The 26745-nt window shown below is 71.7% G+C and carries 19 protein-coding genes; 7 read left to right on the top strand and 12 right to left on the bottom strand.

Annotated features, from left to right (window positions below; translation table 11 throughout):
- Nucleotides 1-237: 237 nt before the first annotated feature.
- Nucleotides 238-2691, top strand: coding sequence for a DNA topoisomerase (ATP-hydrolyzing) subunit A (locus ACFWRV_RS26890; protein WP_384338308.1), 2454 nt, complete (start codon nucleotides 238-240; stop codon nucleotides 2689-2691).
- Nucleotides 2692-2728: 37 nt separating this feature from the next.
- On the opposite strand, the gene ACFWRV_RS26885 is transcribed toward ACFWRV_RS26890, so the two are convergent.
- Nucleotides 2729-3943 (bottom strand): CobW family GTP-binding protein, encoded by a 1215-nt coding sequence (locus ACFWRV_RS26885; RefSeq protein WP_384338307.1) that lies wholly within the window; start codon nucleotides 3941-3943, stop codon nucleotides 2729-2731.
- 23 nt (nucleotides 3944-3966) lie between these two features.
- On the bottom strand, nucleotides 3967-5118 hold the full coding sequence (locus ACFWRV_RS26880; protein ID WP_384338306.1) for a citrate synthase/methylcitrate synthase: 1152 nt from the start codon (nucleotides 5116-5118) through the stop codon (nucleotides 3967-3969).
- Between the two features lie 124 nt (nucleotides 5119-5242).
- Here ACFWRV_RS26880 and ACFWRV_RS26875 point away from each other — a divergent pair, with 124 nt between their 5' ends.
- Nucleotides 5243-6490 (top strand): citrate synthase, encoded by a 1248-nt coding sequence (locus ACFWRV_RS26875; protein ID WP_384338305.1) that lies wholly within the window; start codon nucleotides 5243-5245, stop codon nucleotides 6488-6490.
- Between the two features lie 48 nt (nucleotides 6491-6538).
- Here the strand turns inward: ACFWRV_RS26875 and ACFWRV_RS26870 are convergent, their stop codons facing one another.
- Nucleotides 6539-7558, bottom strand: coding sequence for a LacI family DNA-binding transcriptional regulator (locus tag ACFWRV_RS26870; RefSeq protein WP_384338304.1), 1020 nt, complete (start codon nucleotides 7556-7558; stop codon nucleotides 6539-6541).
- A gap of 227 nt (nucleotides 7559-7785) precedes the next feature.
- Here ACFWRV_RS26870 and ACFWRV_RS26865 point away from each other — a divergent pair, with 227 nt between their 5' ends.
- The gene (locus tag ACFWRV_RS26865) at nucleotides 7786-9468 is read left to right on the top strand and encodes an ATP-binding protein (RefSeq protein ID WP_384338303.1); all 1683 of its coding nucleotides are present in this window, start codon (nucleotides 7786-7788) and stop codon (nucleotides 9466-9468) included.
- Nucleotides 9465-10136, top strand: a complete 672-nt coding sequence (locus ACFWRV_RS26860) for a response regulator (protein WP_384338302.1) — start codon at nucleotides 9465-9467, stop codon at nucleotides 10134-10136. The genes ACFWRV_RS26865 and ACFWRV_RS26860 overlap by 4 nt, the downstream gene beginning before the upstream one ends.
- Nucleotides 10137-10149: 13 nt before the next feature.
- Here ACFWRV_RS26860 and ACFWRV_RS26855 read toward each other — a convergent pair whose 3' ends face one another.
- The 3 genes from ACFWRV_RS26855 to ACFWRV_RS26845 all read right to left on the bottom strand — a co-directional run bounded on the left by ACFWRV_RS26855 (nucleotide 10150) and on the right by ACFWRV_RS26845 (nucleotide 14539).
- On the bottom strand, nucleotides 10150-11742 hold the full coding sequence (locus tag ACFWRV_RS26855; protein ID WP_384338301.1) for a cation acetate symporter: 1593 nt from the start codon (nucleotides 11740-11742) through the stop codon (nucleotides 10150-10152).
- Nucleotides 11739-12215, bottom strand: coding sequence for a DUF485 domain-containing protein (locus ACFWRV_RS26850; protein WP_384338300.1), 477 nt, complete (start codon nucleotides 12213-12215; stop codon nucleotides 11739-11741). Before ACFWRV_RS26850 ends, ACFWRV_RS26855 begins: the two co-directional genes overlap by 4 nt.
- A gap of 197 nt (nucleotides 12216-12412) precedes the next feature.
- A complete protein-coding gene (locus tag ACFWRV_RS26845) occupies nucleotides 12413-14539 on the bottom strand; it encodes a type IIA DNA topoisomerase subunit B (RefSeq protein WP_384338299.1) in 2127 nt (708 codons plus the stop codon).
- Between the two features lie 448 nt (nucleotides 14540-14987).
- Here ACFWRV_RS26845 and ACFWRV_RS26840 point away from each other — a divergent pair, with 448 nt between their 5' ends.
- Nucleotides 14988-15221 (top strand): hypothetical protein, encoded by a 234-nt coding sequence (locus tag ACFWRV_RS26840; RefSeq protein WP_006128079.1) that lies wholly within the window; start codon nucleotides 14988-14990, stop codon nucleotides 15219-15221.
- Between the two features lie 132 nt (nucleotides 15222-15353).
- Here ACFWRV_RS26840 and ACFWRV_RS26835 read toward each other — a convergent pair whose 3' ends face one another.
- The 6 genes from ACFWRV_RS26835 to ACFWRV_RS26810 all read right to left on the bottom strand — a co-directional run bounded on the left by ACFWRV_RS26835 (nucleotide 15354) and on the right by ACFWRV_RS26810 (nucleotide 23490).
- Nucleotides 15354-16184, bottom strand: a complete 831-nt coding sequence (locus ACFWRV_RS26835) for a S1 family peptidase (RefSeq protein ID WP_384338298.1) — start codon at nucleotides 16182-16184, stop codon at nucleotides 15354-15356.
- Nucleotides 16185-16349: 165 nt separating this feature from the next.
- On the bottom strand, nucleotides 16350-17897 hold the full coding sequence (locus ACFWRV_RS26830; RefSeq protein WP_384338297.1) for an RNA polymerase sigma factor: 1548 nt from the start codon (nucleotides 17895-17897) through the stop codon (nucleotides 16350-16352).
- A 324-nt stretch (nucleotides 17898-18221) separates the two neighbouring features.
- On the bottom strand, nucleotides 18222-19088 hold the full coding sequence (locus tag ACFWRV_RS26825; RefSeq protein WP_384338337.1) for a FadR/GntR family transcriptional regulator: 867 nt from the start codon (nucleotides 19086-19088) through the stop codon (nucleotides 18222-18224).
- A 181-nt stretch (nucleotides 19089-19269) separates the two neighbouring features.
- Nucleotides 19270-21006, bottom strand: a complete 1737-nt coding sequence (locus tag ACFWRV_RS26820; protein WP_384338296.1) for an ATP-binding cassette domain-containing protein — start codon at nucleotides 21004-21006, stop codon at nucleotides 19270-19272.
- Between the two features lie 145 nt (nucleotides 21007-21151).
- Nucleotides 21152-21910 carry an NUDIX domain-containing protein gene (locus ACFWRV_RS26815; protein ID WP_384338295.1) on the bottom strand — a complete coding sequence of 253 codons (759 nt, stop codon included), beginning with the start codon at nucleotides 21908-21910 and terminating at the stop codon, nucleotides 21152-21154.
- Nucleotides 21911-22116: 206 nt separating this feature from the next.
- Nucleotides 22117-23490 carry a DUF4192 domain-containing protein gene (locus tag ACFWRV_RS26810; protein ID WP_384338294.1) on the bottom strand — a complete coding sequence of 458 codons (1374 nt, stop codon included), beginning with the start codon at nucleotides 23488-23490 and terminating at the stop codon, nucleotides 22117-22119.
- A gap of 110 nt (nucleotides 23491-23600) precedes the next feature.
- On the opposite strand from ACFWRV_RS26810, the gene ACFWRV_RS26805 reads away from it, so the two are divergent.
- Nucleotides 23601-25772: a RecQ family ATP-dependent DNA helicase gene (locus tag ACFWRV_RS26805; RefSeq protein ID WP_384338293.1), complete on the top strand. Its 2172-nt coding sequence runs from the start codon at nucleotides 23601-23603 to the stop codon at nucleotides 25770-25772.
- A gap of 216 nt (nucleotides 25773-25988) precedes the next feature.
- Nucleotides 25989-26630, top strand: coding sequence for a hypothetical protein (locus ACFWRV_RS26800; RefSeq protein WP_384338292.1), 642 nt, complete (start codon nucleotides 25989-25991; stop codon nucleotides 26628-26630).
- Nucleotides 26631-26745 lie beyond the last annotated feature (115 nt).

Here is a 26745-nt window from a genome sequence, read left to right as displayed (position 1 = left end):
CACTCTAAGCAAGCGCACCGGCACCTGGCGAAGTTCCCGTTCCGTGGATGTTTCCGTCGATGGTGTCGTGGACGCCGACGCTGACGTGCTGCCCGGGCCGCTTCGGACCGGCCTTCGGACGGGTCGAGGTCGGCGTTGTCAGTGCGGCGGTCCACAATGGACCGCGTCACTAGCTCGTGTTGTCCCGAAACAAGCTCAGGTTGTCCGAACAGAATCTGTGAAGGAGTCGCAGCCGCGATGGCCCGCCGTAGCACGAAGACCCCGCCGCCGGACGACTTCGAGGAGAAGATCCTCGACATCGACGTCGTCGACGAAATGCAGGGCTCCTTCCTCGAGTACGCGTACTCGGTGATCTACTCCAGGGCCCTGCCCGACGCCCGCGACGGCATGAAGCCGGTGCACCGCCGCATCGTGTCCCAGATGAACGAGATGGGACTGCGCCCCGACCGCGGCTACGTGAAGTGCGCCCGCGTCGTCGGCGAGGTGATGGGCAAGCTGCACCCGCACGGCGACGCCTCGATCTACGACGCCCTGGTGCGCATGGCGCAGCCGTTCTCGATGCGTCTCCCCCTGGTCGACGGCCACGGCAACTTCGGCTCCCTCGGCAACGACGACCCGCCGGCCGCCATGCGGTACACCGAGTGCCGGATGGCCGACGCCACGTCGCTGATGACCGAGGCGATCGACGAGGACACCGTCGATTTCCAGTCGAACTACGACGGCCAGGAGCGCGAGCCGGTCGTCCTCCCCGCCGCCTATCCCAACCTCCTGGTCAACGGGGTCTCCGGGATCGCCGTGGGCATGGCGACCAACATGCCCCCGCACAACCTGGGCGAGGTCATCGCCGCCGCCCGCCACCTGATCAAGCACCCGGGCGCCGACGTCGAGACGCTGATGCGCTTCGTCCCGGGCCCCGACCTGCCCACCGGCGGCCGCATCGTCGGACTCACCGGCATCAAGGACGCGTACACGGCGGGCCGCGGCACGTTCAAGATCCGCGCCACCGTCGCCGTGGAGAACGTGACGGCCCGCCGCAAGGGCCTCGTCGTCACCGAACTGCCCTTCACCGTCGGCCCGGAGAAGGTGATCGCCAAGATCAAGGACCTGGTCTCGGCGAAGAAGCTCCAGGGCATCGCCGACGTCAAGGACCTCACCGACCGGGCGCACGGCCTGCGGCTGGTCATCGAGGTCAAGAACGGCTTCGTGCCGGAAGCGGTGCTGGAGCAGCTCTACAAGCTGACGCCGATGGAGGAGTCCTTCGGCATCAACAACGTGGCACTGGTCGACGGCCAGCCGCTCACCCTGGGCCTCAAGGAGCTGCTGGAGGTCTATCTCGACCACCGCTTCGAGGTGGTGCGCCGGCGCAGCGAGTTCCGCCGCACCAAGCGCCGCGACCGGCTGCACCTGGTCGAGGGCCTGATCGTCGCACTCCTCGACATCGACGAGGTCATCCGGATCATCCGGGACAGCGACAACTCCGCGCAGGCGAAGGAGCGCCTGATGGCGCACTTCTCGCTGAGCGAGATCCAGACGCAGTACATCCTGGACACGCCGCTGCGCCGGCTCACCCGTTTCGACCGGATCGAGCTGGAGAGCGAGCGCGACAAGCTCAACGGCGAGATCGAGGCGCTGACCGCGATCCTGGAGTCGGACGCGGAGCTGCGCAAGCTGGTGTCCTCGGAGCTGGCCGTGGTGGCGCAGAAGTTCGGCACGGACCGGCGCACGGTGCTGCTGGAGTCAGCCGGTTCGCAGATCGCGTCCGTGCCGCTGGAGGTGGCGGACGACCCGTGCCGGGTGCTGCTCTCGTCGACGGGTCTGCTGGCGCGTACGGCGAACGCGGAGCCGGTCGAGATCTCCGAGGACGCCCGGCGGACCAAGCACGACGTGATCGTGTCGGCGGTGGCGGCGACGGCCCGCGGCGATGTCGGGGCGGTGACCTCCACGGGCCGGCTGCTGCGGCTCTCGGTGATCGACCTGCCGCAGCTGCCGGACACGCATGCGGAGCCGAATCTCTCGGGCGGGGCGCAGATCTCCGAGTTCCTCAGCCTGGAGGCGGACGAGGAGCTGATCTGCCTCACGACGCTCGACGAGGCCTCGCCGGGTCTCGCGATCGGCACCCTCCAGGGCGTGGTGAAACGCGTCGTGCCGGACTACCCGGCCAACAAGGACGAGTTGGAGGTCATCACCCTCAAGGACGGTGACCGCATCGTGGGCGCGATCGAGCTGCGTACGGGCGAGGAGGACCTGGTGTTCATCACCTCCGACGCCCAGTTGCTCCGCTACCCGGCGGCTTCGGTGCGCCCGCAGGGGAGGCCCGCCGGAGGCATGGCGGGCGTCAAGCTGGCGGCCGGGGCCGAGGTGCTGTCGTTCACGGCGGTGGACCCGGCGGCCGAGGCGATCGTGTTCACGGTGGCCGGTTCGCACGGGACGCTGGACGACTCGGTGCTGACGTCCAAGCTCACCCCGTTCGACCAGTATCCGCGCAAGGGCCGGGCGACCGGCGGAGTGCGCTGCCAGCGGTTCCTGAAGGGCGAGGACGTGCTTGTGTTCGCCTGGGCCGGTCCCACCCCGGCACGGGCCGCGCAGCAGAACGGCACTCCGGCGAAGCTGCCGGAGCCGGACCCGAGGCGGGACGGTTCGGGCACGCCGCTGCTGGAGAAGGTGGCCGTGATCGCGGGACCGCCGCTGTAGGCACCGTTCTCGTACGACGGCGAGCGGCCGGGGGGCGTTACGCCTCCGCGGCCGCTTCCTGTTGTGCGTCCACGGGGTCCGTCTCTTCGCGTACGTCGACGGAGTCCGCCTCCTCCCGTACCTCCACGGGGTCCGTCTCCTCTCGTACGTCCACGGGGTCCGCCTCCTGTCGTACGTACCGGAGCACGCCCCACATGCCGCGTTCGACCGCAGCGGCATCGGCGTACTCGTCGGGGGCGGCACCGTCCGCGCGGCAGGCGGCGAGTCCGGCCAGCAGCGTGTCGGCGTCGATGCCCGCGCCGATCATGACGAGCTGGGTGAGACGCTGCTCGCCGCGCGCCCAGGGCCGGGGGACGAAGCGCAGGAACCGGCCCACCGCGTGCAGCGCGTAGGTGTTGTCCCGGTCCCCCGCGCCGAAGTCGGCGAACCCCTTGACGCGGTAGAGGCCTTCGGGCCGGGAGTCGAGGAACGCCATGAAGCGGCGCGGGTCCATCGGCACGTCCGAGGTGAAGTCGACGCTCTCGTACGCCGCGTGGAGATGGTCGCCGTGCCCGTGCCCCTCGCACCCCTCGTGCTCGTCGCACGCCTCCTCACGCAGCACGTCCTCGAAGCTCAGCTGACCCGCCATCTCCTCGTGGTCCGGCCGCAGCGCGGGGTCGAAGAGCAACTCGGGGTCGATCCGGCCGTGCACGGCGGAGATTACGGCGGCGCGCCCGCTCAGCTCCGCGACCGTCGCCCGCAGCCGTTCCCGTTCGGCCTCCCCCACCCGGTCGGTCTTGTTGAGGACGACGAGGTCGGCGACGGCCAGGTGGCGGTCCAGCTCCGGGTGCCGCTGACGGGTGCCGTCGAACTCCGCCGCGTCGACGACCTCGACGAGCCCCCCGTACAGGATGTGGGGGTTGTCGCTGGCCAGCAGCATGCGGACCAGTTCCTGGGGTTCGGCGAGACCGCTCGCCTCGATGACGATCACGTCCAGCCGGGCGGAGGGGCGGGTCAGGGTCTCCAGGAAGGTGTCGAGTTCGCTCGCGTCGACGGCGCAGCACAGGCAGCCGTTGCCCAGCGAGACCGTCGAGCCGACCTGCCCCGAGACGGTCATGGCGTCGATCTCGATGGCCCCGAAGTCGTTGACGATCACGCCGATCCGGGTGCCCGCCCGGTTGCGGAGCAGATGGTTCAGGAGCGTGGTCTTGCCAGAGCCGAGGAAGCCCGCCAGGACGACGACCGGGATCTGCGGGGTACGGGGCGGGGTCAACGGGAGCCTTCCTGAGGACGTCGTCAGGGTGCCGGGACCGGCTGCGGCGGGGGTGCGCCGACGTAGCGGGCCGCCGGGCGGATGATCTTGGAGTCCTCCGCCTGCTCCAGGATATTGGCGCTCCAGCCGACCATCCGCGCCGCACAGAAGGTGGGGGTGAACATCGCACGCGGCAGCCCGCACAGCTCCATGACCACTCCGGCGTAGAACTCCACGTTGGTGTGCAGCTCCCGGCCCGGCTTGAGCTCGGCGAGGATGGCCTCGACCTGGGCCTCCACCTCCACCGCGAAGTCGACGAGGGGGCCGCCGAAGCCCCGGGCGAGGGACTTGAGCATCCGGGAGCGCGGGTCCTCGGTGCGGTAGACGGGGTGGCCGAAGCCCATGATGCGGCGGCCGGCGAGGACCTGTTCGCGGATCCAGCCGTCGATGCGGTCCGGGGTGCCGATGGCGTCCAGCGTGTCCAGGGCCCGGCTGGGGGCTCCGCCGTGCAGCGGTCCGGAGAGCGCGCCGACCGCCGCCACCAGGCAGGCGGCCAGGTCGGCTCCGGTGGAGGCGACGACGCGGGCGGTGAAGGTGGAGGCGTTGAAGCCGTGGTCGACAGTCGAGACGAGGTACTGCTCGATCGCCCGGACCTGGTCGGGCTCGGGCACCGAGCCGGTCAGCATGTACAGATAGTTCGCGGCGTGCGGCAGGTCCTCCCGGGGTTCGACCGGCTCCTGGCCCTCGCCGAGGCGGTGGAGGGCGGTCAGGATCGTGGGGACGGCCGCGCAGGCGGCGAGCGCGTCCTCGCGGCGGTGCTCGGCCCCGATGTCGTACACCGGCCGGAATCCTGCCGAGGCGCCGAGCAGCGAGAGCGCGGTGCGCAGTCCGGCGAGCGGGCCGGAGACGGCGCTCGCGCGGGCGATGGCGGGCAGGGCCTCGGTCACGTCGGCGGGGAGCGCGCGCAGGCTCGCCGTACGGGCCGCGAAAGCGGCGGCAGCTGCCCGGTCGGGCAGCTCCCCGTGGAACATCAGGTACCAGACGTCCTCGAAGCTGCGGGTCCGCGCCAGCTCGATCGCCGAGTACTGGCGGTAGTGGTAGAAGCCTTCGCGCCCACGGACGTCGCCGAGGGCGGTGTCGGTGACGACGACGCCGGCGAGACCGCGGGGGACGGGGGCGACAGGGGTGGTGGTCATGGCTGCTCTCTCTCCTCCGCGCATGCAACCGTGCATGCAGCATTGATTTGACTGTCCATGCTTGACTTGAGATCTGTCAATGTTGATTCAATCAATGCATATGCGGAGTGGATACGGTGGTTCTATGACGGATCAACCAGAGCCCGACCGCCACGACGCGCCCCGGCTGACCACCCGACAGGCCGCCGAGCTGCTGGGCGTGAAGCCGGAGACGGTTTACGCCTATGTCAGCCGGGGCCAGCTGAGCAGCGCCCGGGCCGCCGGGGGGCGGGGCAGCACGTTCGACGCGCAGGAGGTACGGGCGCTGGCGCGGCGTTCGGGACGGCGGGACCCCGCACCGGCCGGGGGCGATCTCGCGTTCCGCACCGGTATCACGCTCATCGAGGGCGACCGCTGCTACTTCCGTGGGGTCGACGCGACGGAGCTGGCCCGGCGGTACGGCTACGAGGAGGTGGCCGAGTGGCTGTGGACGGGCGAACTGCGGCCCGGCGCCCGGTTCACCGCGTCCCCGGGGACCCTCGCGGCGGCCCGCAGGACGGTCGGTGCCCTGCCCGCGCACAGCGGGTCGACCGACCGGCTGCGGGTGGCCGTGACCGCTGCCGCGGCCACGGACCCGCTGCGGTTCGACCTGTCGCCACAAGCGGTGCTGAGCAGCGCCCGGAGCCTGATCCCGACGCTGGTGGGCGCCCTGCCGGTGCTGGGCGAACAGGAGGGCGAAGGGGGTTGTCTGGCGCGGGAGCTGTGGTCGCGGCTCACCGCGGAGCCGGCCGACGCCCCCTCTCTCGCCGTGCTGGACGCGGCGCTCGCGCTCCTGATCGACCACGACCTGGCGGCCTCCACCCTGGCCGCCCGGGTGGCCGCCTCCGCGCGGGCCCACCCGTACGCCGTGGTCTCGGCGGGACTCGGCGTGCTGGAGGGGCCGCTGCACGGTGCGGCGAGCGGCCTGGCGCACCGGATGCTCGGGGAAGCGGTGGACCGCGGCAGTGCGGTTCCCGTGGTCGCCGATCACCTGCGGACCGGGCGGCGGGTGCCGGGGCTGGGCCACCGGCTGTACCGGGGCGAGGACCCCCGGGCGACCGTCCTGTTCGAGCTGCTGGCGGACGTGCCGCAGGCGGCCGGGGCGCTGGCGGCGGCCCGTGAAGTGGTGGCCACGACGGCGCGGCACGCTCCGCTGCACGCCAACATCGACCTGGCCCTGGCCGTCCTGTCCGTGTCCCGGGGAATGCCGGCGGACGCGGGCGAGACCGTGTTCGCGGTGTCCCGCACCGCGGGCTGGATCGCCCACGCGCTGGAGGAGTACGGGGAGCGCCCGCTCCGCATCCGGCCGAGCGGGCAGTACGCGGGGCCCCGGCCGCCGCAGCCGCTGCCCTAGGGCATCCAGGTCCGGACCAAGGGCCCGGCAATGCAAATTAGCTACGGATCACAGGGAATTCTCGCGCGGCGGCTGGGCGGTGGACCCACGCACCACCAGCTCCGGCTCGAAGAGCAGCTCGTCCGAGGGCACGGTCCGCCCGCCGATCTGGACCGAGAGCAGCTCCACGGCCGCGCGCCCCATGGCCTCGATGGGCTGGCGGACGGTGGTCAGGGGCGGCTCGGTGCAGTTCATGAAGGCCGAGTCGTCGTAGCCGACGACCGAGACGTGGCCGGGCACCGAGAGACCGCGGCGGCGGGCGGCGCGGACGGCGCCCAGCGCGAGCGGGTCGCTGGCGCAGATGATGCCGGTGACGCCCCGGTCGAGGAGACGCATCGCGGCGGCCTGCCCGCCCTCCAGCGAGAACATCGCGCGGGCCACCCACTCGTCGGGGATGCTCGTGCCCGCCTCGTCGGCGAGCACCCGGGCGGCGGCGAGCTTGCGCTGCGAGGGCACGTGGTCGGACGGGCCGAGGACCAGTCCGATGCGCTCGTGGCCGAGCGAGACGAGGTGGCGCCAGGCCTGCTCGACGGCGACCGAGTCGTCGCAGGAGACGCCGGGGAAGCCGAGATGCCCGATGGCCGCGTTGATCAGCACGACGGGGATCTTGCGGTCCGCGAGCACCTTGTAGTGGTCGTGCGGGGCGTCGGCCTGGTGGTACAGGCCGCCCGCGAAGACCACGCCGGAGACCTGCTGCTGGAGCAGCAGCTCGACGTAGTCGGCCTCGGAGACGCCGCCCTTGGTCTGGGTGCAGAGCACCGGGGTCAGCCCCTGCTGCGCGAGCGCGCCGCCGACCACTTCGGCGAAGGCCGGGAAGATCGGGTTCTGCAGCTCGGGCAGGACCAGACCGACCAGCCGGGCCCGTTCGCCGCGCAGTTGCGTCGGGCGCTCGTAGCCGAGGACGTCCAGCGCGGAGAGAACGGCCTGCCTGGTGGCGTCGGAGACACCCGGCTTGCCGTTCAGCACCCGGCTGACCGTCGCCTCGCTGACTCCCACCTTCTGGGCCACTTGAGCAAGTCGTCGCGTCATGAGCGCAAGATTAGCGCAAGAAGTGCAAGAAGATTGCGTTGCAGGCGAACTCTCCCGGAACGCAGACCGACACGGCCCGAACGCTCGCGGAGAACGCTGAGCGGCACAGCCGGAACGCTCACAGACACAGCGCCGTGAAGCAAGAGGTGCGTACGGCGGAGGCCCGGAAACGCGGCGATACGCTGCCGAATTTCCGCCCCGGCCGCCCGACCCTTACCGTCTCTACGATGAACGCCCCACCGACCCCCGGCAGGGGACCGCGCCGGTTCGGCTGGCCCCAGCGGGTCTTCTCCCAGGTCCTGCTGATGCAGCTGGCCATCATCACGGGTGTGACGATCCTGGTCACCGGTCTGTTCCTGGCCCCCCTCAGCGACCAGCTGGACGACCAGGCGATGCGCCGCGCCCTGGCCATCGCCCAGTCCACCGCCGCCCAGCCGGGGATCGTGGTGGACCTGAGCAGCACGGACCCGTCGGACGAGGGCCCCGTCCAGTCGGCCGCCGAGCGGGTCCGGCGGGCCACCGGAGCGGAGTACGTCGTCGTCATGAACCAACGCGGGGTGCGCTGGTCGCACCCCGACACCCACCGGATCGGCGCGATCGTCTCCACCGACCCCGGTGAGGCGCTGCACGGCCGTGAGGTGATGGAGATCGACAGCGGCACCCTCGGCCGCTCGGCGCGGGGCAAGGTGCCGCTGTTCGGCCCGTCCGGCGAGGTGATCGGCGCGGTGTCGGTGGGCATCGCCTACGACAGCGTCCGCGCCCGGCTCCTCGCGGCCATCCCGGGGCTGCTCGCGTACGCGGGCGGGGCCCTGGCCGTCGGGGCGCTCGCCGCGTACCTGATCTCCCGCCGGCTCCAGCGGCAGACCCATGACCTGGCGTTCTCCGACATCTCCGCGCTGCTGACCGAGCGTGAGGCCATGCTGCACGGCATCCGCGAAGGGGTCGTCGCCCTCGACGGGGCCGGCCGCGTCCGGCTGCTGAACGACGAGGCGCAACGGCTGCTGGGTCTGGGCCCGGAGGCGGCGGGCCGGCCGCTGGAGGAGGTGCTGGGCGACGGGCGGACCACGGATGTGCTGGCCGGGCGAGTGGTCGGCGACGACCTGCTGGCGGTACGGGGCAGCCGGGTGCTGCTGGCCAACCGGATGCCCACGGACGACGGCGGAGCCGTGGTGACCCTGCGCGACCGGACCGAGCTGGAGCACCTGGGCCGCGAGCTCGACTCCACCACGGGGCTGATCGACGCCCTGCGCGCCCAGGACCACGAGCACGCGAACCGGCTGCACACTCTGCTGGGGCTGCTGGAGCTGGAGATGCACGAGGACGCGATGGAGTTCGTCACGGAGGTGGTGGGCGTCCACCGGGCGACGGCCGAGCAGGTCACCGAGAAGGTCCAGGACCCGCTGCTGGCCGCCCTCCTCGTCGGCAAGACGACGGTCGCCGCCGAGCGCGGTGTCTCGCTGCGGCTGGCTCCCGGCACCCTCCTGCCGGACCGGGTGGTCGACCCCCGGGGCCTGGTCACCGTGGTGGGCAACCTCGTCGACAACGCCACGGACGCGGCGGCCGGATCGGACGGGGCGCGGATCGAGGTCGGGCTGCGCACCGAGGGCCGTACGGTGATCCTGGGCGTGCGCGACAGCGGCCCCGGCGTCCCGCCGGACCAGCACGCGTCGATCTTCACGGAGGGCTGGTCCACCAAGGACCTCCCGGCACACGGCAAACGCGGCCTCGGGCTCGCCCTCGTACGGAGGCTCGCGGAGCGCCAGGGGGGCAGTGCGACGGTGTCCGGGGCGGACGGGGGCGGCGCGGTGTTCACGGTCGTACTGCCGGAGGCGCTGGCGGAGCCCCCCGCGGGCTCCCCGGACGGTACGCCGCCGTCCACGCATCCGGCCACGACGGGAGAGCAACGGTGATCCAGGTCCTGATCGTGGACGACGACGTCCGCGTGGCGCAGATCAACGCGGCGTACGTCGCCAAGGTCCCCGGATTCCGGGTGGTCGCGCAGGCCCACTCGGCGGCCGGAGCGCTGGCGACGGTCGAGGAGGTGCCGGTCGACCTGATCCTGCTGGACCACTACCTGCCCGACCGCAACGGCCTCGCCGTCGTGCGGGAACTGCGCCGCCTCGGCCGCCAGGTCGACGTGATCATGGTGACGGCCGCCCGGGACGTCGCGACCGTGCAGGACGCGATGCGGCACGGCGCGCTCCAGTACCTGGTGAAGCCGTTCACGTACGCGGGTCTGCGCTCGAAGCTGGAGGCGTACGCGGCCCTGCGGCAGACGCTCGACGGGGGCGGGGAGGCCGAGCAGGCACAGGTGGACCGGCTCTTCGGCGCGCTGTGGGCGGGCGAGCCCGACCTTCCCAAGGGCCACTCCCCCACCACCGCCGAGCTCGTCCGGGGAGCCCTGCGCGGAGCCGAGGGCCCGCTCTCCGCCCAGGAGATCGCGGACAGCGCGGGGATGAGCCGGCAGACGGCCCAGCGCTATCTGAAGCTGCTGGAGCGCACCGGCAAGGTCCGGCTGACGCTGCGCTACGGCGAGACGGGCCGCCCGGAGCACCGTTACGCCTGGACCGGCTCCTGAGCCCGGACACCCCCTAGGCCGCCCCGGCCCCTGTCAGCGCCCGCACCTCGACCTCGGCGTGCTTGGCCTCGTCGGGCGGCTCGGTTGAGGTGACCGTACCGATCCAGCCGGCCAGGAAGCCGAGGGGGATCGAGACCAGGCCCGGGTTCTCCAGGGGGAAGAGCTGGAAGTCGACGCCGGGGAACAGGGACGTGGGGCTGCCCGAGACGACGGGCGAGACCAGCACCAGGACGACCGCCGGAATCAGGCCTCCGTACACCGCCCAGACCGCGCCCCGGGTGGTGAAGTTGCGCCAGAACAGCGAGTAGAGCAGGGCCGGGAGGTTCGCCGACGCGGCGACGGCGAAGGCGAGGCCCACCAGGAAGGCGACGTTGAGGTCCTGGGCCAGCAGCCCGAGGCCGATCGCGACCACACCGATCCCGGCGGCGGCCGTACGCGCCACGGCGACCTCGCCGTACTTCTTGCGGCCGGGGCGGCGGAGCGAGGCGTAGAGGTCGTGGGCGACCGACGCGGACGAGGCGAGCGTGATGCCCGCGACGACGGCCAGGATGGTGGCGAAGGCGATGGCGGCGACCACGGCGAAGAGAATCGTTCCACCGGTGGACCCCTCGCCGCCGCCCAGGTTGAGCGCCAGCAGCGGGACCGCGGTGTTGCCCGCCGCGTTCGAGGCGCGGACCTCGGCGGAGCCGACGAGGGCGGCGGCGCCGAACCCGAGCACGATCGTCATCAGGTAGAAGCTGCCGATCAGGCCGATGGACCAGACGACCGAGCGGCGCGCGGCGCGGGCGGTGGGCACGGTGTAGAAGCGCGACAGGATGTGCGGCAGCCCCGCGGTGCCGAGGACCAGGGCCACGCCCAGGCTGATGAAGTCGAAGCGTGAGGTCCAGTCCCCGCCGTAGCGCAGGCCGGGGGCGAGGAAGTCCTTGCCGTGGCCGCTGCGTTCGGCGGCGGCGTTGAGCAGGTCGTTGACGTTGCCGTGGAAGTGGACCAGGACGAGCACGGTGAGCGCGACGGCCCCGGCCATCAGCAGGACGGCCTTGACGATCTGGATCCAGGTGGTGGCGCGCATGCCGCCGAAGGACACGTAGATCACCATGAGCGCGCCGACGCCGACGACGGTCCAGGACCGGGCGGCATCGCTCGTACCGCCGAGCAGCAGGGCCACGAGGCTGCCCGCGCCGACCATCTGGGCGACCAGGTAGAGCACGCACACGGTGACGGACGAGGTGCCGACCGCGGTGCGCACCGGGCGCTCCGCCATCCGCGCGGCGACCACGTCGGCCAGCGTGAACCGGCCGCAGTTGCGGACGAGTTCGGCGACGAGCAGCAGGACGACCAGCCAGGCGACCAGGAAGCCGACGGAATAGAGCATGCCGTCGTAGCCGAAGAGCGCGATCAGCCCGGAGATCCCGAGGAAGGAGGCCGCCGACATGTAGTCGCCGGCGATGGCGAATCCGTTCTCCATGGGCGAGAAGAGGCGTCCGCCGGCGTAGAACTCCTCGGCGGAGCCCTGCCGGTTGCGGCCGACCCAGGTGGTGATGAAGAGCGTCACCGCGATGAACGCGCTGAACAGCAGCAGGGCGAGGGTCTGGTGGTCGCCTTTCACCGTCCGAGCCCTCTCGTCATCTCCTGGGTGTCCCAGCGCAGATCGAGCGCCGCCCGGTCCCTGCGCAGCCGCGCGTGCCGGGCGTACGCCCAGGTGAGCAGGAACGTGGTGAGGAACTGGCCGAGCCCCGCCACCATCGCGACATTGACCGCTCCGGCGACCGGGCGGGCCATCAGCTCGGGCGCGGTGGTCGCGGCGACGACGTAGGCGAGATACCAGAGGAGGAAGGCGAGGGCGGCGGGAGCCACGAAGCGGCGGTAGCGGCGGCGCACTTCGCGGAAGGCGTCGCTGCGGTGCACTTCCAGATAGATCTCGGCCGCGCCGGGTGCGGGGTCCGGCCCCGCCGCCCCGGACGCGTCGAGGGTCGCGGCGCCTCCCGTACCGTCCTGGTCGCCCCAGCCGGAGACCGGCACGTCGTCCCACGGGTCGTCGAGCCGCACTCCCGCGGTCTCCGGCCCTGCTTCCTTCTCCACCGAACAACTCCCCTGATCCGCGGACCTTTTCGGCCGCACGGCCAACCATGGGCGGTTCGGGAGGATCCCGGGCGCGTCATTCGCCCGACTTCACCCCTTCAGGTGACAGAAGTCCCGGACGGCTGCGCGAACCCCGCGCAACGTACGCGGCCCCCGCTCCGGTGGGACCGGAGCGGGGGCCGCGCGGGGGCCCGGGATCAGGCGTCGATGCGTGAGCGGTCCAGGGTGGCCGCGGAGCTGGTGATGAACTCCTTGCGGGGCGCGACCTCGTTGCCCATCAGCAGGTCGAAGACCTGCTCGGAGGATTCCAGGTCGCCGATGTTGATGCGCCGCAGCGTGCGGTGGCGCGGGTCCATCGTCGTCTCGGCCAGCTGATCGGCGTCCATCTCGCCCAGGCCCTTGTAGCGCTGGATGGACTCCTTGATCCGGACGTTCTTGCGCTGGAACTCCAGGAGGGTCTGGCGCAGCTCGCTGTCGGAGTAGGTGTAGACGTACTTGTCCTGGCCCTTCTTGGGCTGGACCAGCTCGATCCGGTGCAGCGGCGGAACCGCGGCGAAGACCCGCCCCGCCTCGACCATCGGGCGCATGTAGCGCTGGAAGAGGGTCAGCAGCAGGCAGCGGATGTGGGCGCCGTCGACATCGGCGTCCACCAGCAGGACGATCTTCCCGTAGCGCGCGGCGTCGATGTCGAAGGTCCGCCCGGACCCGGCTCCTATGACCTGGATGATCGCGCCGCACTCGGCGTTCTTCAGCATGTCGGAGACGGAAGACTTCTGAACGTTGAGGATCTTGCCGCGGATCGGCAGCAACGCCTGGAACTCGCTGTTCCGGGCCAGCTTGGCGGTGCCGAGCGCCGAGTCGCCCTCGACGATGAACAACTCGCTGCGGTCGACGTCGTCGCTGCGGCAGTCGGCCAGCTTGGCGGGCAGGGAGGAGGACTCCAGCGCCGTCTTGCGGCGCTGGGCGTCCTTGTGCTGGCGGGCCGCGATCCGGGTGCGGGCGGCGGCCACGGCCTTCTCCAGCACCGCCCTGGCCTGGGCCTTGGCGTCCCGCTTCGTCGAGGTCAGGAAGGCCTTGAGCTCCTTGGCGACCACATTGGCGACGATCCGGTTGGCCGCCGAGGTGCCGAGCACCTCCTTGGTCTGCCCCTCGAACTGCGGCTCGGCGAGCCGTACGGTGACGACGGCGGTGAGGCCTTCCAGGGCGTCGTCCTTGACGACGTCGTCCTCGGCGACCCGGAGCATCTTGGCGGAACGGAGCGCCTCGTTCACGGTCCTGGTCAGGGAGCGCTCGAAGCCGCTGACGTGGGTGCCGCCCTTGGGGGTGGCGATGATGTTCACGAACGACCGTACGGTCGTGTCGTAGCCGGTGCCCCAGCGCAGGGCGATGTCGACGGCCAGCTCGCGGGTGACCTCGGTGGCGGTCATGTGGCCGCGGTCGTCGAGGACGGGCACGGTCTCCTTGAAGGTGCCCGTGCCGCTGAGGCGCTGGACGTCGCACACGGCCTTGTCCTGGGCCAGGTACTCGCAGAACTCGCTGATGCCGCCGTCGAAGCGGAACGTCTCCTCGGTCTTGCCCTCGCCGTCCAGCCCCCGCTCGTCGCGGACGATGATCGTGAGGCCGGGGACGAGGAAGGCCGTCTGGCGGGCCCGCTGGTAGAGCGTGTCCAGGTTGAGCTTGGCGTCCTTCAGGAAGATCTGCCGGTCCGCCCAGTACCGCACCCGGGTACCGGTACGGGTCTTGGGGACGCGCTTGCCCTTGCGCAGGCCGTTGGCCGGGTCGAAGGGGCTGTCCGGCCCCTGCTCGGTGAACATGCCGGGGACACCGCGCCGGAAGCTGATGGAGTGGGTCGCGCTGTTCCGGTCGACCTCGACGTCCAGGCGGGCGGAGAGGGCGTTGACGACGGAGGCGCCGACGCCGTGGAGGCCGCCCGAGGCAGCGTAGGAGCCGCCGCCGAACTTGCCTCCGGCGTGCAGCTTGGTCATGACGACCTCGATGCCGGAGAGGCCCGTCTTGGGCTCGACGTCGACCGGGATGCCACGGCCGTTGTCCCGGACCTCCACGGAGGCGTCGTCGTGGAGGATGACCTCGATCTGGTCGCAGTAGCCGCCGAGGGCCTCGTCGACGGAGTTGTCGATGATCTCCCAGAGGCAGTGCATCAGGCCGCGGCTGTCGGTGGACCCGATGTACATGCCGGGGCGCTTGCGGACCGCCTCCAGTCCTTCGAGGACGAGAAGGTGCCGCGCGGTGTAGTTGGAGCTGTCCCGGTCGCCGCCGGCCGCGGCCAGCATCGCGGTGGACGGCACGGACGTTTCGGCGGTCACGCGGGTTCGCTCCTCGCTGAATTTCATCTGGGGCCCTGTGGGTAGGGGGGCCGGACTTCGGTTGCCGCTGAGAGCCTACAGAGGCCTGGTAGAGCGGTTGTAACGCCACCCTCGGGGAATCCTCATGCTAGTCGAGCTTCATCCGGGCTCGCATGGATGTTCGATCATTCGATGGAGTGACGTGCACATCACGTTCCCTTCGACGCATGAACCATTTAGGCTCCGGGCACGTCCTCATGAACAAACCGGCAAGCCGGCCGGCGGGACACACCCCTAAGACAAGCAATGCGAAACCGTAGCGCTCCGCATACGGCACATTCGCCGCCAACCGGCAACAGACAGCCACACCGAGAAGAAGTTTCGAAGAAAAGCCACGAGCGGGAACGTTTTCGGCCTGGTTGGATGTTGACCCTGGTACGACAGCTCGTCGAGCTAGAGAAGAGGCGACGTGACTACTGTTCTGACCCCCGCGAGCCCGCTGACCGCAGCAGACCGCTGTGACCGTTGCGGCGCCCAGGCCTATCTGCGCGTCGTCCTGATCAGCGGCGGTGAACTGCTCTTCTGTGCCCACCACGGGCGCAAGTTCGAGCCGGAACTCAAGAAGATCGCCGCGGAAATACAGGATGAGACGGATCGGCTCACCGCCGTGCAGACGGCTGCTGCCGACGAGGACCAACACTGACACCTCGCATCCACGACGAGCCAAGGGCCGGTCCAGGACCGGCCGACGGGCGGCTCCCCCACCGGGGGGAGCCGCCCGTTCTCGTCCGCGGCCGCCGGGCTCGCGTGGGCACGCGCGCAGCCCCGGCCTCGCTCAGACGCGGCCCTCGGCCCATCCCAGGGCGGCGGACACCCGTGTGTACACCCCTGGGCTGCCCGGGCGCCCGCAGCCGCTGCCCCAGGACACCAGGCCGATGACCCGCCCACGGGCGACCAGCGGCCCGCCGCTGTCGCCCTGGCACGCATCCCGCCCGCCGGCCGGATCGCCCGCACAGAGCATCGCCGAGGCCCTGTACGTACCTTCCCTGCCGCCCGGGTAGGCCCGCGCGCAGTCGCTGTCCGGCAGGACCTGGATCCGCGCGGAGCGCAGCACGGAGGCGTAGGTGCCGCTTCCCGTGGTGTCGCCCCACCCGTAGACGTCCGCGGCGGTCCCGGCCCGGTAGGCGGCGTCCCCTCCCCTGGCCATCGGGATGGTCCCCCCCTTCGGCAGGGCGCGGGACAGGGTCAGCACCGCGAGGTCGCCGGCGTTGGAGACGGGGTCGTACGCCGGGTTCACCCAGATGGACCGGACCGGGATCTCCCGGCCGCCGGAATCGCTCAGCCGTTCGCGGCCGGCGATGACCAGCAGGTCCTTCACCCGCTTCGCCGGTCCGCCGAGCGCCTCGTCACTCAGACAGTGGGCGGCCGTCAGGATCTTCGTGGGCGCCACGGCCACGCCACCGCAGAACTGCCCCGAGCGCGCCCCTCCGAACCGGTCCCGGCTGGAGAGCGCCACGGCCCAGGGGCTGTCCGCCACGGGGGCGGGCTGTCCGCCGACGACGATGCTGTCCGCGACCGCGGCGGAGGGCGCGGCGAGGGGCAGCACGGCCGCGGCGGCGGTCAGGGCGAGCACCCCGGTCAGGGCACGGACGACGGGACGGGGCATGGAGGCTCCTGACGCTGAGGCGATAAACGTTTCACCCAGCGTGATCCAGCCGGTCCGCGTCCGCCCCCGAGGACACGCCGGAGGGCCCGGATCCCCTGGGGGTTCCGGGCCCTCGGCCGGTGAAACTTCCGCGATCCGGTATTCAGCGATCCGGACTTCGGCGATCTAGTCGAGATAGTCGCGCAGCACCTGGGAGCGCGACGGGTGACGAAGCTTCGACATCGTCTTCGACTCGATCTGACGGATGCGCTCACGCGTCACCCCGTAGACCTTGCCGATCTCGTCGAGCGTCTTCGGCTGACCGTCGGTGAGACCGAAGCGCATCGAGACCACGCCGGCCTCACGCTCGGAGAGCGTGTCGAGCACCGAGTGGAGCTGCTCCTGGAGGAGCGTGAAGCTGACCGCGTCCGCCGGGACGACGGCCTCGGAGTCCTCGATCAGGTCGCCGAACTCGCTGTCGCCGTCCTCACCGAGCGGGGTGTGCAGCGAGATCGGCTCGCGACCGTACTTCTGGACCTCGATGACCTTCTCGGGGGTCATGTCGAGTTCCTTGGCCAGCTCCTCCGGGGTGGGCTCGCGGCCCAGGTCCTGGAGCATCTGACGCTGTACACGCGCGAGCTTGTTGATGACCTCGACCATGTGCACCGGGATACGGATGGTGCGGGCCTGGTCGGCCATCGCGCGGGTGATCGCCTGACGGATCCACCAGGTGGCGTACGTGGAGAACTTGTAGCCCTTGGTGTAGTCGAACTTCTCGACCGCGCGGATCAGACCGAGGTTGCCCTCCTGGATCAGGTCCAGGAAGAGCATGCCGCGGCCGGTGTAGCGCTTGGCCAGGGAGACCACCAGGCGGAGGTTGGCCTCCAGGAGGTGGTTCTTGGCCCGTCGGCCGTCCTCGGCGATGATCTCCAGCTCGCGCTTGAGCTTCGGTGCGAGCTTGTCGGCGTTCGCCAGCTTGTCCTCGGCGAAGAGACCGGCCTCGATGCGCTTGGCGAGCTCGACCTCCTGCTCGGCGTTGAGGAGGGGAACCTTGCCGATCTGCTTCAGGTAGTCCTTGACCGGGTCGGCGGTCGCGCCGGCGACGGCGACCTGCTGGGCAGGTGCGTCGTCCTCGTCGTCGTCGGAGAGGACGAAGCCCTTGTTCTCGCCCTCGCCCTCCTCTTCCTCACCCTTGCCGGCCTTGACCTCCTCGACCGGCTCGTCGCCGTCGAGGATCTCGTCGTCCTGCTTGCCGGACTTCTTCGTGGCGGTCTTCTTGGCCGCCGTCTTCTTCGCGGCGGTCTTCTTGGCGGCGGTCTTCTTGGCCGCTGCCTTCTTGGCGGGAGCGGCCGCGACGGCGTCGTCGGCCACCGCGTCCGCACTCTCGACCGCCGGGGCGGGGGTGGCCGCGACGGTCCTGGTCACGGTGGTCTTCGCCGCGACGGTCTTGGTGGCGGTGCGCTTGACCGGGCTCTTCGCTGCGACGCTCTTGCGGGCGCGCTTCGGCGACTCCGCGGCACTGACCATCAGCGTCACACCCTCTTCCTCGAGGATCTGGTTGAGGCTGCGCAGAACGTTCTTCCACTGGGTTGGCGGAATCTGGTCAGCCTCGAAGGCCCGACGCACGTCATCGCCGGCGATCTGCCCATCAGCCTTTCCCCGCTCGATGAGCGCCATCACAGACTCGGACTCGGCGATCTCCGGCGGGAGCGTACGGGATGTGCTGGCCGACACGAACAACCTCTCGGAACGATGGAAACGGCTTCCGGCCCCGCCCTGGAGAGGGCTGGAACCGACGACCGCCGACTGGGGATGTCGTCGACGGCGCGGGTTTGGCCTCAGAACTGAAACAGCGCACCCAAGGGCTGCTGTATTCCTTCCGCTGCGCTCACCTCTTAGGTCATCGCGCTGCTTCGAGGAGTGTTACGGCCAATCCGCGTGGCCCGAGTCACACCTCATTCGCGACGAACGGGACCAAAAGTTGTATCCCCCTCCATTGTGCCGCCGGGCCCGTGCGGCCCGGCGGCATCGGGCCCGCGCACCCCGGCATCCGCCCGGTCAGTGCTCGCGCGGCGCGGGGACCACCCGCTCGACGTCGGGGTGGACGACGAGCAGTTGACGCATGGCCGTCTCGGCGGCCCCGGCGTCGCCCGACGCCAGGGCGTCGGCGATGCGCGCGTGGTGGGCGAGCGAGGTCTCGCCGGGACGGTCACAACCGGTGACGGGACCACCGGAGACATGGAGGGCGGCCGAGACGATGCCGGAGAGGTGTTCGAGCATCCGGTTGCCGGCGGCCTGGATGAGCAGGGCGTGGAACTCCGCGTCGGCGCGGGAGAAGGTGATCGCGTCGCCCTGCCCCATCGCGTGCCCCATGATCTCCACCATGTCGCCGAGCCGCTGCTGGATGTCGTCCCGGCCGTGCCCGGCCGCGAGGCGGGCCGCGAGCGGTTCGATGGTCCAGCGGAGCTCGGCCAGCTCACGACGCTGGTCGTCGCGCTGCGGACCGAAGGCCCGCCATTCGATGATGTCGGGGTCCAGCAGGTTCCAGTCGCTGACCGGGCGGACCCTCGTACCCACATTGGGGCGCGCGCTGACCAGCCCCTTGGCTTCGAGGACACGCAGGGATTCGCGTACGACGGTGCGGGAGACCTCGAACCGCTGGCCGATCTCCTCGGGAACGAGGGGGCGGTCCGCGCCGAGGTCACCGGAAACGATCATCTGGCCCAGCTGCTGGACGAGTTGGCCGTGCAGACCGCGCCCCCGACTGGCCGACCCCCGTCGGCTCGCCCGTCCCAGCTCGGAATCGGTACCGCCCCAGGCACGGGTGGCGGCACGCTCGCCGGCCGGCGCCTCCGTATAGGGGTAGCGGTCGAGTTCGCCCGAGCCGGCCAGGCCGGAGTCGGCGGTGCGGGCGGCGGTCATCATGGTGTGCGCAAGGGTACTCACGCATCCTTTGTCGGCGCGGCTCGCCCACCCCTTGAGGTCTTTGGTGAAAAGCACACGAAAGGGTGATCGGCGCTCGCTCCGCAATTGACGCCATATCCGCACAAACCACTCATTTCTCAGGGAGTTGCGGGCCCCTTCCCTCGAAGCGGGGCGGCGGCGATCACCAACGTGCCTTTCCGCGAAGGCTGGTGAACAGATACGCGCAGATCAGGGCTGACAACGACAGGGCGAGTGCGGTCCCGACGGGCTGTGCCACCACCCGCGCGACGGCCAGGACCCAGTGGTCCGCCTCCTGCGGCAGCTGCCACCCGGCCAGTTCGCGCAGTCGGCCCGGGAGCCCGGCGACCGAACGCGCGGACGGCACCGCGAAGATCTTCCGCACCAGCGGAACGATGAGCACGGGTACGGCCAGCACCGCGGCGATGCCCGCCCCGGCCACCCGGAAGACGCCGGCGGCCAGCAGTCCCGCCCAGGCGCAGCCGACCGTCAGCCCCGCCCAACTCACGCTCAGCGCGATGACGTTCGAAGGGATCTCGATCAAGTCCGGTCCGTACACGAGCCGGAGGCTCTGCGCCCCGCCCACCACGGCGAGGCCCGCGAGCAACAGGGCGAAGCTCGCGGTCACGGTGAGCTTGGCCAGCAGCAGCCCCAGCCGCCGGGGCACGGTGCCGCGAGCGGCGGCGAGCGCGGGATAACGGAACTCGTCCCCGAAGGACAGCGCACCGAGCAGGCCCGCACCGAGCGCGGCGGGCGGGAGAGGCAGCAGAGCGGGCCAGGCGGCGAGCACGCGGGGAAGGGCGGTGCCGTCGGTACGGGCGAGCAGGACGGACACCACGGCGGACACCAAGAGAACGGCCGCCATGATCAGGGTCGTCGTCCTGACGCCGAGCGAGCGTCGCAGTTCGTACCGGAGGGGGCGCAGGGGACCGCGCGCGGGACGCACCCGGATCGGGGGCGGCAGCTCGGACAGGGCGGCGGCCGAATCGCCGCGCTCCCCGGCCCCGGCCTCCGCCGGGGTGGCGGGTCCGGTGTCGCCGATCTCGTCGGCGAGCTGGTGCACGGGGACGCCGTGCCGGTACGCGGTGTCGCCGATCTCCGCGCAACTGCTGCCGTACACCGTCAGCCGGCCACTCGCCTCCTCGACCACCTCGACGGAGCGCCGGGCGGCTCGGGACTCCCGGCTGACCACAGCCGCCAGCCGGGCCGCGTGCGGGGTGCGGACGGCGACCCGGGCCCGGAGCCGGGTGCGGGCGAAGTCGGCGACGTCCTGGTCGGCGACGAGGCGCCCGCCGCCGATGGTGACGACGCGATCGGCGCTGCGGGCCGCCTCCTTGGGGTCGTCGGTGGCGTAGAGGACGGTGCCGCCCTGGGCCGCGTGCGCACGGAGCAGCCCGTACAGCCAGCTGTTCTCCCGCGGGGACAGCCCCTCCGCCGGTTCGTCCAGGATCAGGGTGTGCGGGTCTCCGAGGAGGGCGGAGGCGAGGCCGAGCCGACGGTCCATGCCCACCGAGAGGGTGCCCAGGCGCTGGTCTCCGAGCCCGGCGAGACCGACGACCTCCAGCACCTCGTCGGCCCGGGTGGCGGGCACGCCCGCGGCCGCGCAGAGCATACGGAGCTGACCTCGGGCGGTCCGGGAGGGATGCCCCGGTACGTCGCCGAGCAGTACGCCCACTTCCCGTGCCGGGTGGGCGATGCGGTGGAGTGGCCGCCCCCGGAAGTAGGCGACGCCCCGACCGGCGTCCAGTTCGAGCATCAGCCGCAGGGCCGTGGTCTTGCCCGAGCGGGGGGCGCCCAGCAGGGCCGTGACACGGCCGGGAGGAGCCTCGAAGGTCAGATCGTTCACGGCGGGCGGAGCGTCGCGACGGGGGGTGCTGGTGAGTCCGATGGCCTGGAGCATCGCTTCTCTCGCGTCTCTCGCGGAAGGTGAGACCGCTCGGCGGCAAGGGGGTACGGCAGCAACATAACGCGACATTTCAGACTTTTGGTGCAGGGGCAGGCCGACAGGCGTTCCGCGGGGCCATCGCGGTGGAACGCCCGGTGACTCAGACCTCGGGTCGCAGCATCGGCGGATTGAGCACCGTGGCCGCCCCGGCCCGGAACAGCTGCGCCGGCCGGCCGCCCTGCCGCGTGGTCGTCCCGCCGGAAGGCACCAGGAATCCGGGCGTTCCGGTGACCTTGCGGTGGAAGTTGCGGGGATCGAGGACCACGCCCCACACCGCTTCGTACACCCGGCGCAGCTCGCCGACCGTGAACTCCGGCGGGCAGAACGCCGTGGCCAGGGAGGAGTATTCGATCTTGGAGCGGGCGCGCTCCACCCCGTCGGCCAGGATCCGCGCGTGGTCGAAGGCCAGCGGAGCCGCCTGCTCGCCCTCCCGCCCGGTGCCGGGGTGCAGCAGGTCCTCGACCGGCGCCCAGCGCGCACTGTTGGCATCGCCGCCCGCCCGGGGCGCGGGAAGGTCCGGTGCGAGGGCGAGGTGGGCGACGCTGACCACGCGCATCCGGGGATCGCGTGCCGGATCGCCGTACGTGGCCAGCTGCTCCAGATGTGCGCCGTTGCCGGCGGTCGGTTTCGCCGGATCGTGCGCGCAGAGGCCGGTCTCCTCGACCAGTTCCCGCGCTGCCGCGGACTCCAGGTCCTCGTCCAGCCTGACGAAACCTCCGGGCAGCGCCCATCGGCCCTGGAACGGGGTCTCTCCGCGGCGGACGACCAGCGCGCAGAGCGCGTGACGGCGCACCGTGAGCACGACCAGGTCGACGGTGACTGCGAAGGGCGGGAAGGTCGACGGGTCGTAGGGCGGCATGCCGCGATCATAGTCGTCTGCCTGACGATAAACACTCCCTTCAGCATGCTCGTGATCAGTCCGTCTCTCACGGTTCGGGACGCGTCGTGGCGCAGGACGCAGCGGTCGGGTTGGAGCGGGCGGTCAGTGGAACCGCGTCCCTTCTGGACCGGGCGGCCGAGCGGCCTTCGCCGGTCCCTCGGCCGGCTCCTCGGCGCGCGCCCGGGTCATCGGCGCGTCCTGCTGCCGCGTCGGCCGTACCGGCGGGCGTCGCGCGTCCGCCGCCCGGGCACCGGGGTACGGGGACGGGGCGAGCCGGGGGACGCCTTCCCGCGCTCGGCGCCCGGAGGCCGGGAAGCGCGCGCTCGCCGTCGGCGCCCGTCGGGCAGCGGGCGGACCTTGCGGACGTGCAGGGGGGCGGCGCCCCGGTCCCCTGCGGTCTCCGCCTCCGCGGCTTCGGCGCCGGTGCCCGCGTCGTCGTCGATCGCCTCGCGCAGGCAACGGCGCAGGGCCTCCGGATCGAGCCCTTCGTTGCAGGCCCGGTGCAGCAGTTGGGCGAACGTGTAGTCAGGATCGGCGCGCAGCGCCAGGGCCAGGGCGACCCGCGCGCCCGGCTCGTCGCCGGTGGACCAGGAGACCCAGCCCGCCAGGGTGAGCGGAGCCGCGGCGTGCTCCCCGAACGGTCCGACGCAGCGCCGTGCCAGCGTCCGCCACAGCCGCAGGGCCGCTTGGGCTTCCGGCCCTTCCATCCAGGCGGCGGCCCTGTCCCGGGTCTCGCGGTCCTGGAGCCCGAGGATGACGGCGGCGGCCTCGTCGGAGTCGATCAACTGGTCGTCCCCGGCGTCCGAGAGCGCGGGCGGCGCGGGCTGTGCCTCCTCGATGCGGTCCATGAGCGTGCGCGCCAGCCGGAGGGTCTCCGCCGCGACCTCCCGCCTGGCCCGCTCGTCGAGAAGCCTCGGCAGCAGCGCCGGTCCGACCCTGTCCAGGGCCTTCTCCTGCGCCCTCACGGCTGCCGGTGTCCGTAGGGGTTGGAGCCGCGCTTCCATGTCGCGCAGCGTGCCCCGGACGTGGACGCCCGCGTAGGTGGCGGCCGCGGCCATCACCGTGGTGCCGGGCATGGCCAGGGGATTTCCCTGGTCGGGGCAGCAGCGGGGGTCGGGACAGCAGTAGGACCAGTAGCGGCCGTCGGAGATGCAGAGGGCTTCGAGGACGGGAACGTCGAGCGCTCCGCACGCCGTGCGCAGACGCTGCGCGAACGGCCTGAGCCGCTCCATGGTCTGCCGGCCGCCCGCGCCGTCCGGCGAGTCCTGGCAGAGGAAGAGCACGATCGCGTCGGGCCGCCCTTCACGACGCTCGCTCCCCGAGACCAGGCACTCCGCCAGCTGATCGGCGACCGGCCCCCATTCTCCGGGCGCCTGCGGAATTCCGAGGCGGAGCCGGCCGCCGAACCGTCCCCGGCCGCCGTGCAGGGCGACCATCACGACGCTGTCGTTGGGATAGAAGCCCATGAGATACGGCAGGGCGTCGGCGAGCTCGGCGGGGCCGCGCAGGGTGATCTGCTGCTCCCCGGCGGGGCCGGTGGATTCGTGGTGCTTGTTCATGGCTCGACGGTCCCGTAGCCCGGCGCATCCCGCGACCCCTGTGGATAACGTTATCCACAGGCTCGCGTCGTCGTTCGCGGTTTGTCGTAGTCATCGGGTTGCATGGGGGCATGACCAACGCAGATCGTGCAGCGCTCAGGGCTTCGGCCGATTCCGTCCTCGCCCGCCTGGTGGGCGATGCCACCGGTACGGCCGTGCTGCGCGAGGACCAGTGGGTGGCCATCGAAGCGCTCGTCGCCGACAAGCGCAGAGCCCTGGTCGTGCAGCGCACCGGCTGGGGCAAGTCCGCCGTCTACTTCGTGGCGACGTCGCTGCTCCGCGCGCAGGGCAGCGGCCCGACCGTGATCGTCTCACCGCTGCTGGCGCTGATGCGCAACCAGGTCGCGGCGGCGGCACGGGCCGGGATCAGCGCCCGCACGATCAATTCGTCCAACACGGAGGAGTGGGAGAGCGTCCAGGCCGAGGTGGCGGCCGGCGAGGTCGACGTCCTGCTGGTGAGCCCCGAGCGGCTCAACAACCCCGACTTCCGCGACCAGGTGCTGCCGAAGCTGGCTGCGGCGACCGGGCTCCTGGTGGTCGACGAGGCCCACTGCATCTCCGACTGGGGCCACGACTTCCGGCCCGACTACCGGCGGCTGCGGACGATGCTCGCCGATCTGCCGACCGGCGTCCCGGTGCTCGCCACCACCGCCACGGCCAACGCCCGCGTGACGGCGGACGTCGCGGAGCAGTTGGGCACCGGCGCCGGCACGGACGCGCTGGTCCTGCGCGGGCCGCTGGACCGGGAGAGCCTGAGCCTGAGCGTGCTGCGACTGCCGGGGGCGGCGCACCGGCTGGCCTGGCTGGGCGACCATCTCGGCGAGCTTCCCGGCTCCGGGATCATCTATACGCTGACGGTGGCGGCGGCCGAGGAGGTCACCGCCTATCTGCGCCAGAACGGGCACCCGGTGGCCTCGTACACCGGGCGGACCGAGAACGCCGACCGGCAGCAGGCCGAGGACGATCTGCTGGCCAACCGGGTCAAGGCCCTGGTCGCCACGTCCGCGCTGGGCATGGGGTTCGACAAGCCCGACCTCGGCTTCGTCGTGCACCTGGGCTCGCCCTCCTCCCCCATCGCCTACTACCAGCAGGTCGGGCGTGCGGGGCGCGGAGTGGAGCACGCCGAGGTGCTGCTGCTGCCCGGGAAGGAGGACGAGGCGATCTGGCAGTACTTCGCCTCCGTCGCCTTCCCTCCCGAGGAGCAGGTGCGGCGCACCCTGGACGTTCTGGCGCACGCGGAGCGGCCCCTGTCGCTCCCCGCTCTGGAGCCCCTGGTCGATCTGCGCCGGACCCGGCTGGAGACGATGCTCAAGGTGCTGGACGTCGACGGTGCGGTGAAGCGCGTCAAGGGCGGCTGGATCTCCACGGGCTCCCCTTGGGTCTACGACGCCGAGCGCTACGCCTGGGTCGCCCGCCAGCGGGAGGCCGAGCAGCAGGCCATGCGCGACTACGCCTCGACGACGGCGTGCCGGATGGAGTTCCTGCGGCTGCGCCTGGACGACGAGGAGGCCGCGCCCTGCGGTCGCTGCGACAACTGCGCGGGCTCCCGCTTCGACGACAAGGTCTCCACCGCCGCCCTGGACGGAGCGCGCACCGAGCTGGGCCGGCCCGGTGTCGAGGTGGAGCCCCGCAAGATGTGGCCCACCGGCCTGCCCGCCGTGGGGATCGATCTCAAGGGGCGTATCCCCGCGGGCGAACTGTCCTTCACCGGACGGGCGCTCGGCCGGCTCTCCGACATCGGCTGGGGCAACCGGCTGCGCCCCATGCTCGCGGCGCAGGCCCCGGACGGACCGGTGCCCGACGATGTCACGGACGCCGTGGTCACCGTCCTCGCCGACTGGGCGAAAGGGCCGGGCGGTTGGGCCTCCGGGGCGGCGGACGCGGCTCCGCGGCCGGTCGGCGTGGTGACTATCGCCTCGCGCCGCAGGCCGCAACTGGTCGAGTCGCTCGGCCGGCGCATCTCCGAGATCGGCCGGATGCCGCTGCTCGGAACGGTCTCCTACGCGCCGGGCTCCGAGGAGGTGCGGATGTCCCAGACCAACAGCGCGCAGCGGGTGCGGGCGTTGCACGAGAGCCTGGTCGTGGAGCCGGAACCGGCGGCGGTGTTGGCGGCCGCGGGCGGCCCCGTTCTGCTGGTGGACGACCTGTCGGACACCGGCTGGACCCTGGCCGTGGCGGGGCGCCTGCTGCGACGGGCCGGAGCAGAGGGAGTGTTTCCGCTGGTCCTCGCGGTTCAGGGGTGACAGAGGGAGTCATCCAGGGTGGGTCTGGGCAGGGATATCAGTGTCATTCCGGCTGATTCCCGTCAGCCACAGCAATTGCTCGTTGCCGCTTGCCGGTAGGCCAGGGAGAATTGGAGCTGCCCCCGCACAGTTCCTCATCGGGCCCGGAAGGGCTGTGTCGCGGCGCGCCCTCACTCGACCCTGCCCGCACCGTGGGCGCGTAGCGAAGGGAGGACCGTGACCTTCGGATTCGCCCCGTCCACAGCCACTTCGACAGCGGCGTCCTCGGTTTCCGCAGACTCCGACAACCGCCTTGCCCGGATGCTCGAACCAGCGGAGTGGGCCTCGGCGGGCATACCCCTGCTCCGCAGTCCCCGGGAGGTCGTCAGCGGGCTGCACTCCCGCCACCGGCCGACTCCGGCCACCGCCGTGGTCGCGGTCCTCGATCATGAGGAACGGCTCACGGCGAGCGCCTCGTTCGCCCGCCGGGCGTCGGTGGCGGCGGACGGCTGGGAGTTCCGCAACGCCCTGCTGGCGCAACTGCGGCGGGTCATCCCGCACGACCTGCGCCGCCGTACTCCGGTCCGTACGGCCGTACTTCTCTACTGCCGTGACGGCGACGAACGGTGGACCGAGGAGGACGGCGCGTGGATGTGGGGCCTCCGGGACGCCTGCACCCTGCACGGCCTGCGCTGCGGCGCCTACATCACGCTCACCCGCGGGGGCTGGCAGGTGCTCGGTGAGGGGAGGGGCGGGCGGCGGCCCAGTTCGCTGTCGGAGCCCTCGCTCCTGGCCGACGCCGTCGCCGACCACCTGACCACTCCGACCCGGTCGGGCGGCGGTGCGGTGGAGGCGCTGCGTCGCACGGCGGCCCGCTGAGCATGCGCGGGTCGGCTGCCGGACGGCGCTGGATCGCCAGGCGGTCGACTGCCGGACGACGCGGATCGTCCACCGATCGGCCCGGTCACGGCCGCGACGGACGGCACCGGTGGTG

The sequence above is a fragment of the Streptomyces sp. NPDC058576 genome, assembly GCF_042718715.1.
GTDB lineage: Bacteria > Actinomycetota > Actinomycetes > Streptomycetales > Streptomycetaceae > Streptomyces.
This window is presented reverse-complemented; position numbering and strand designations above follow the sequence as displayed.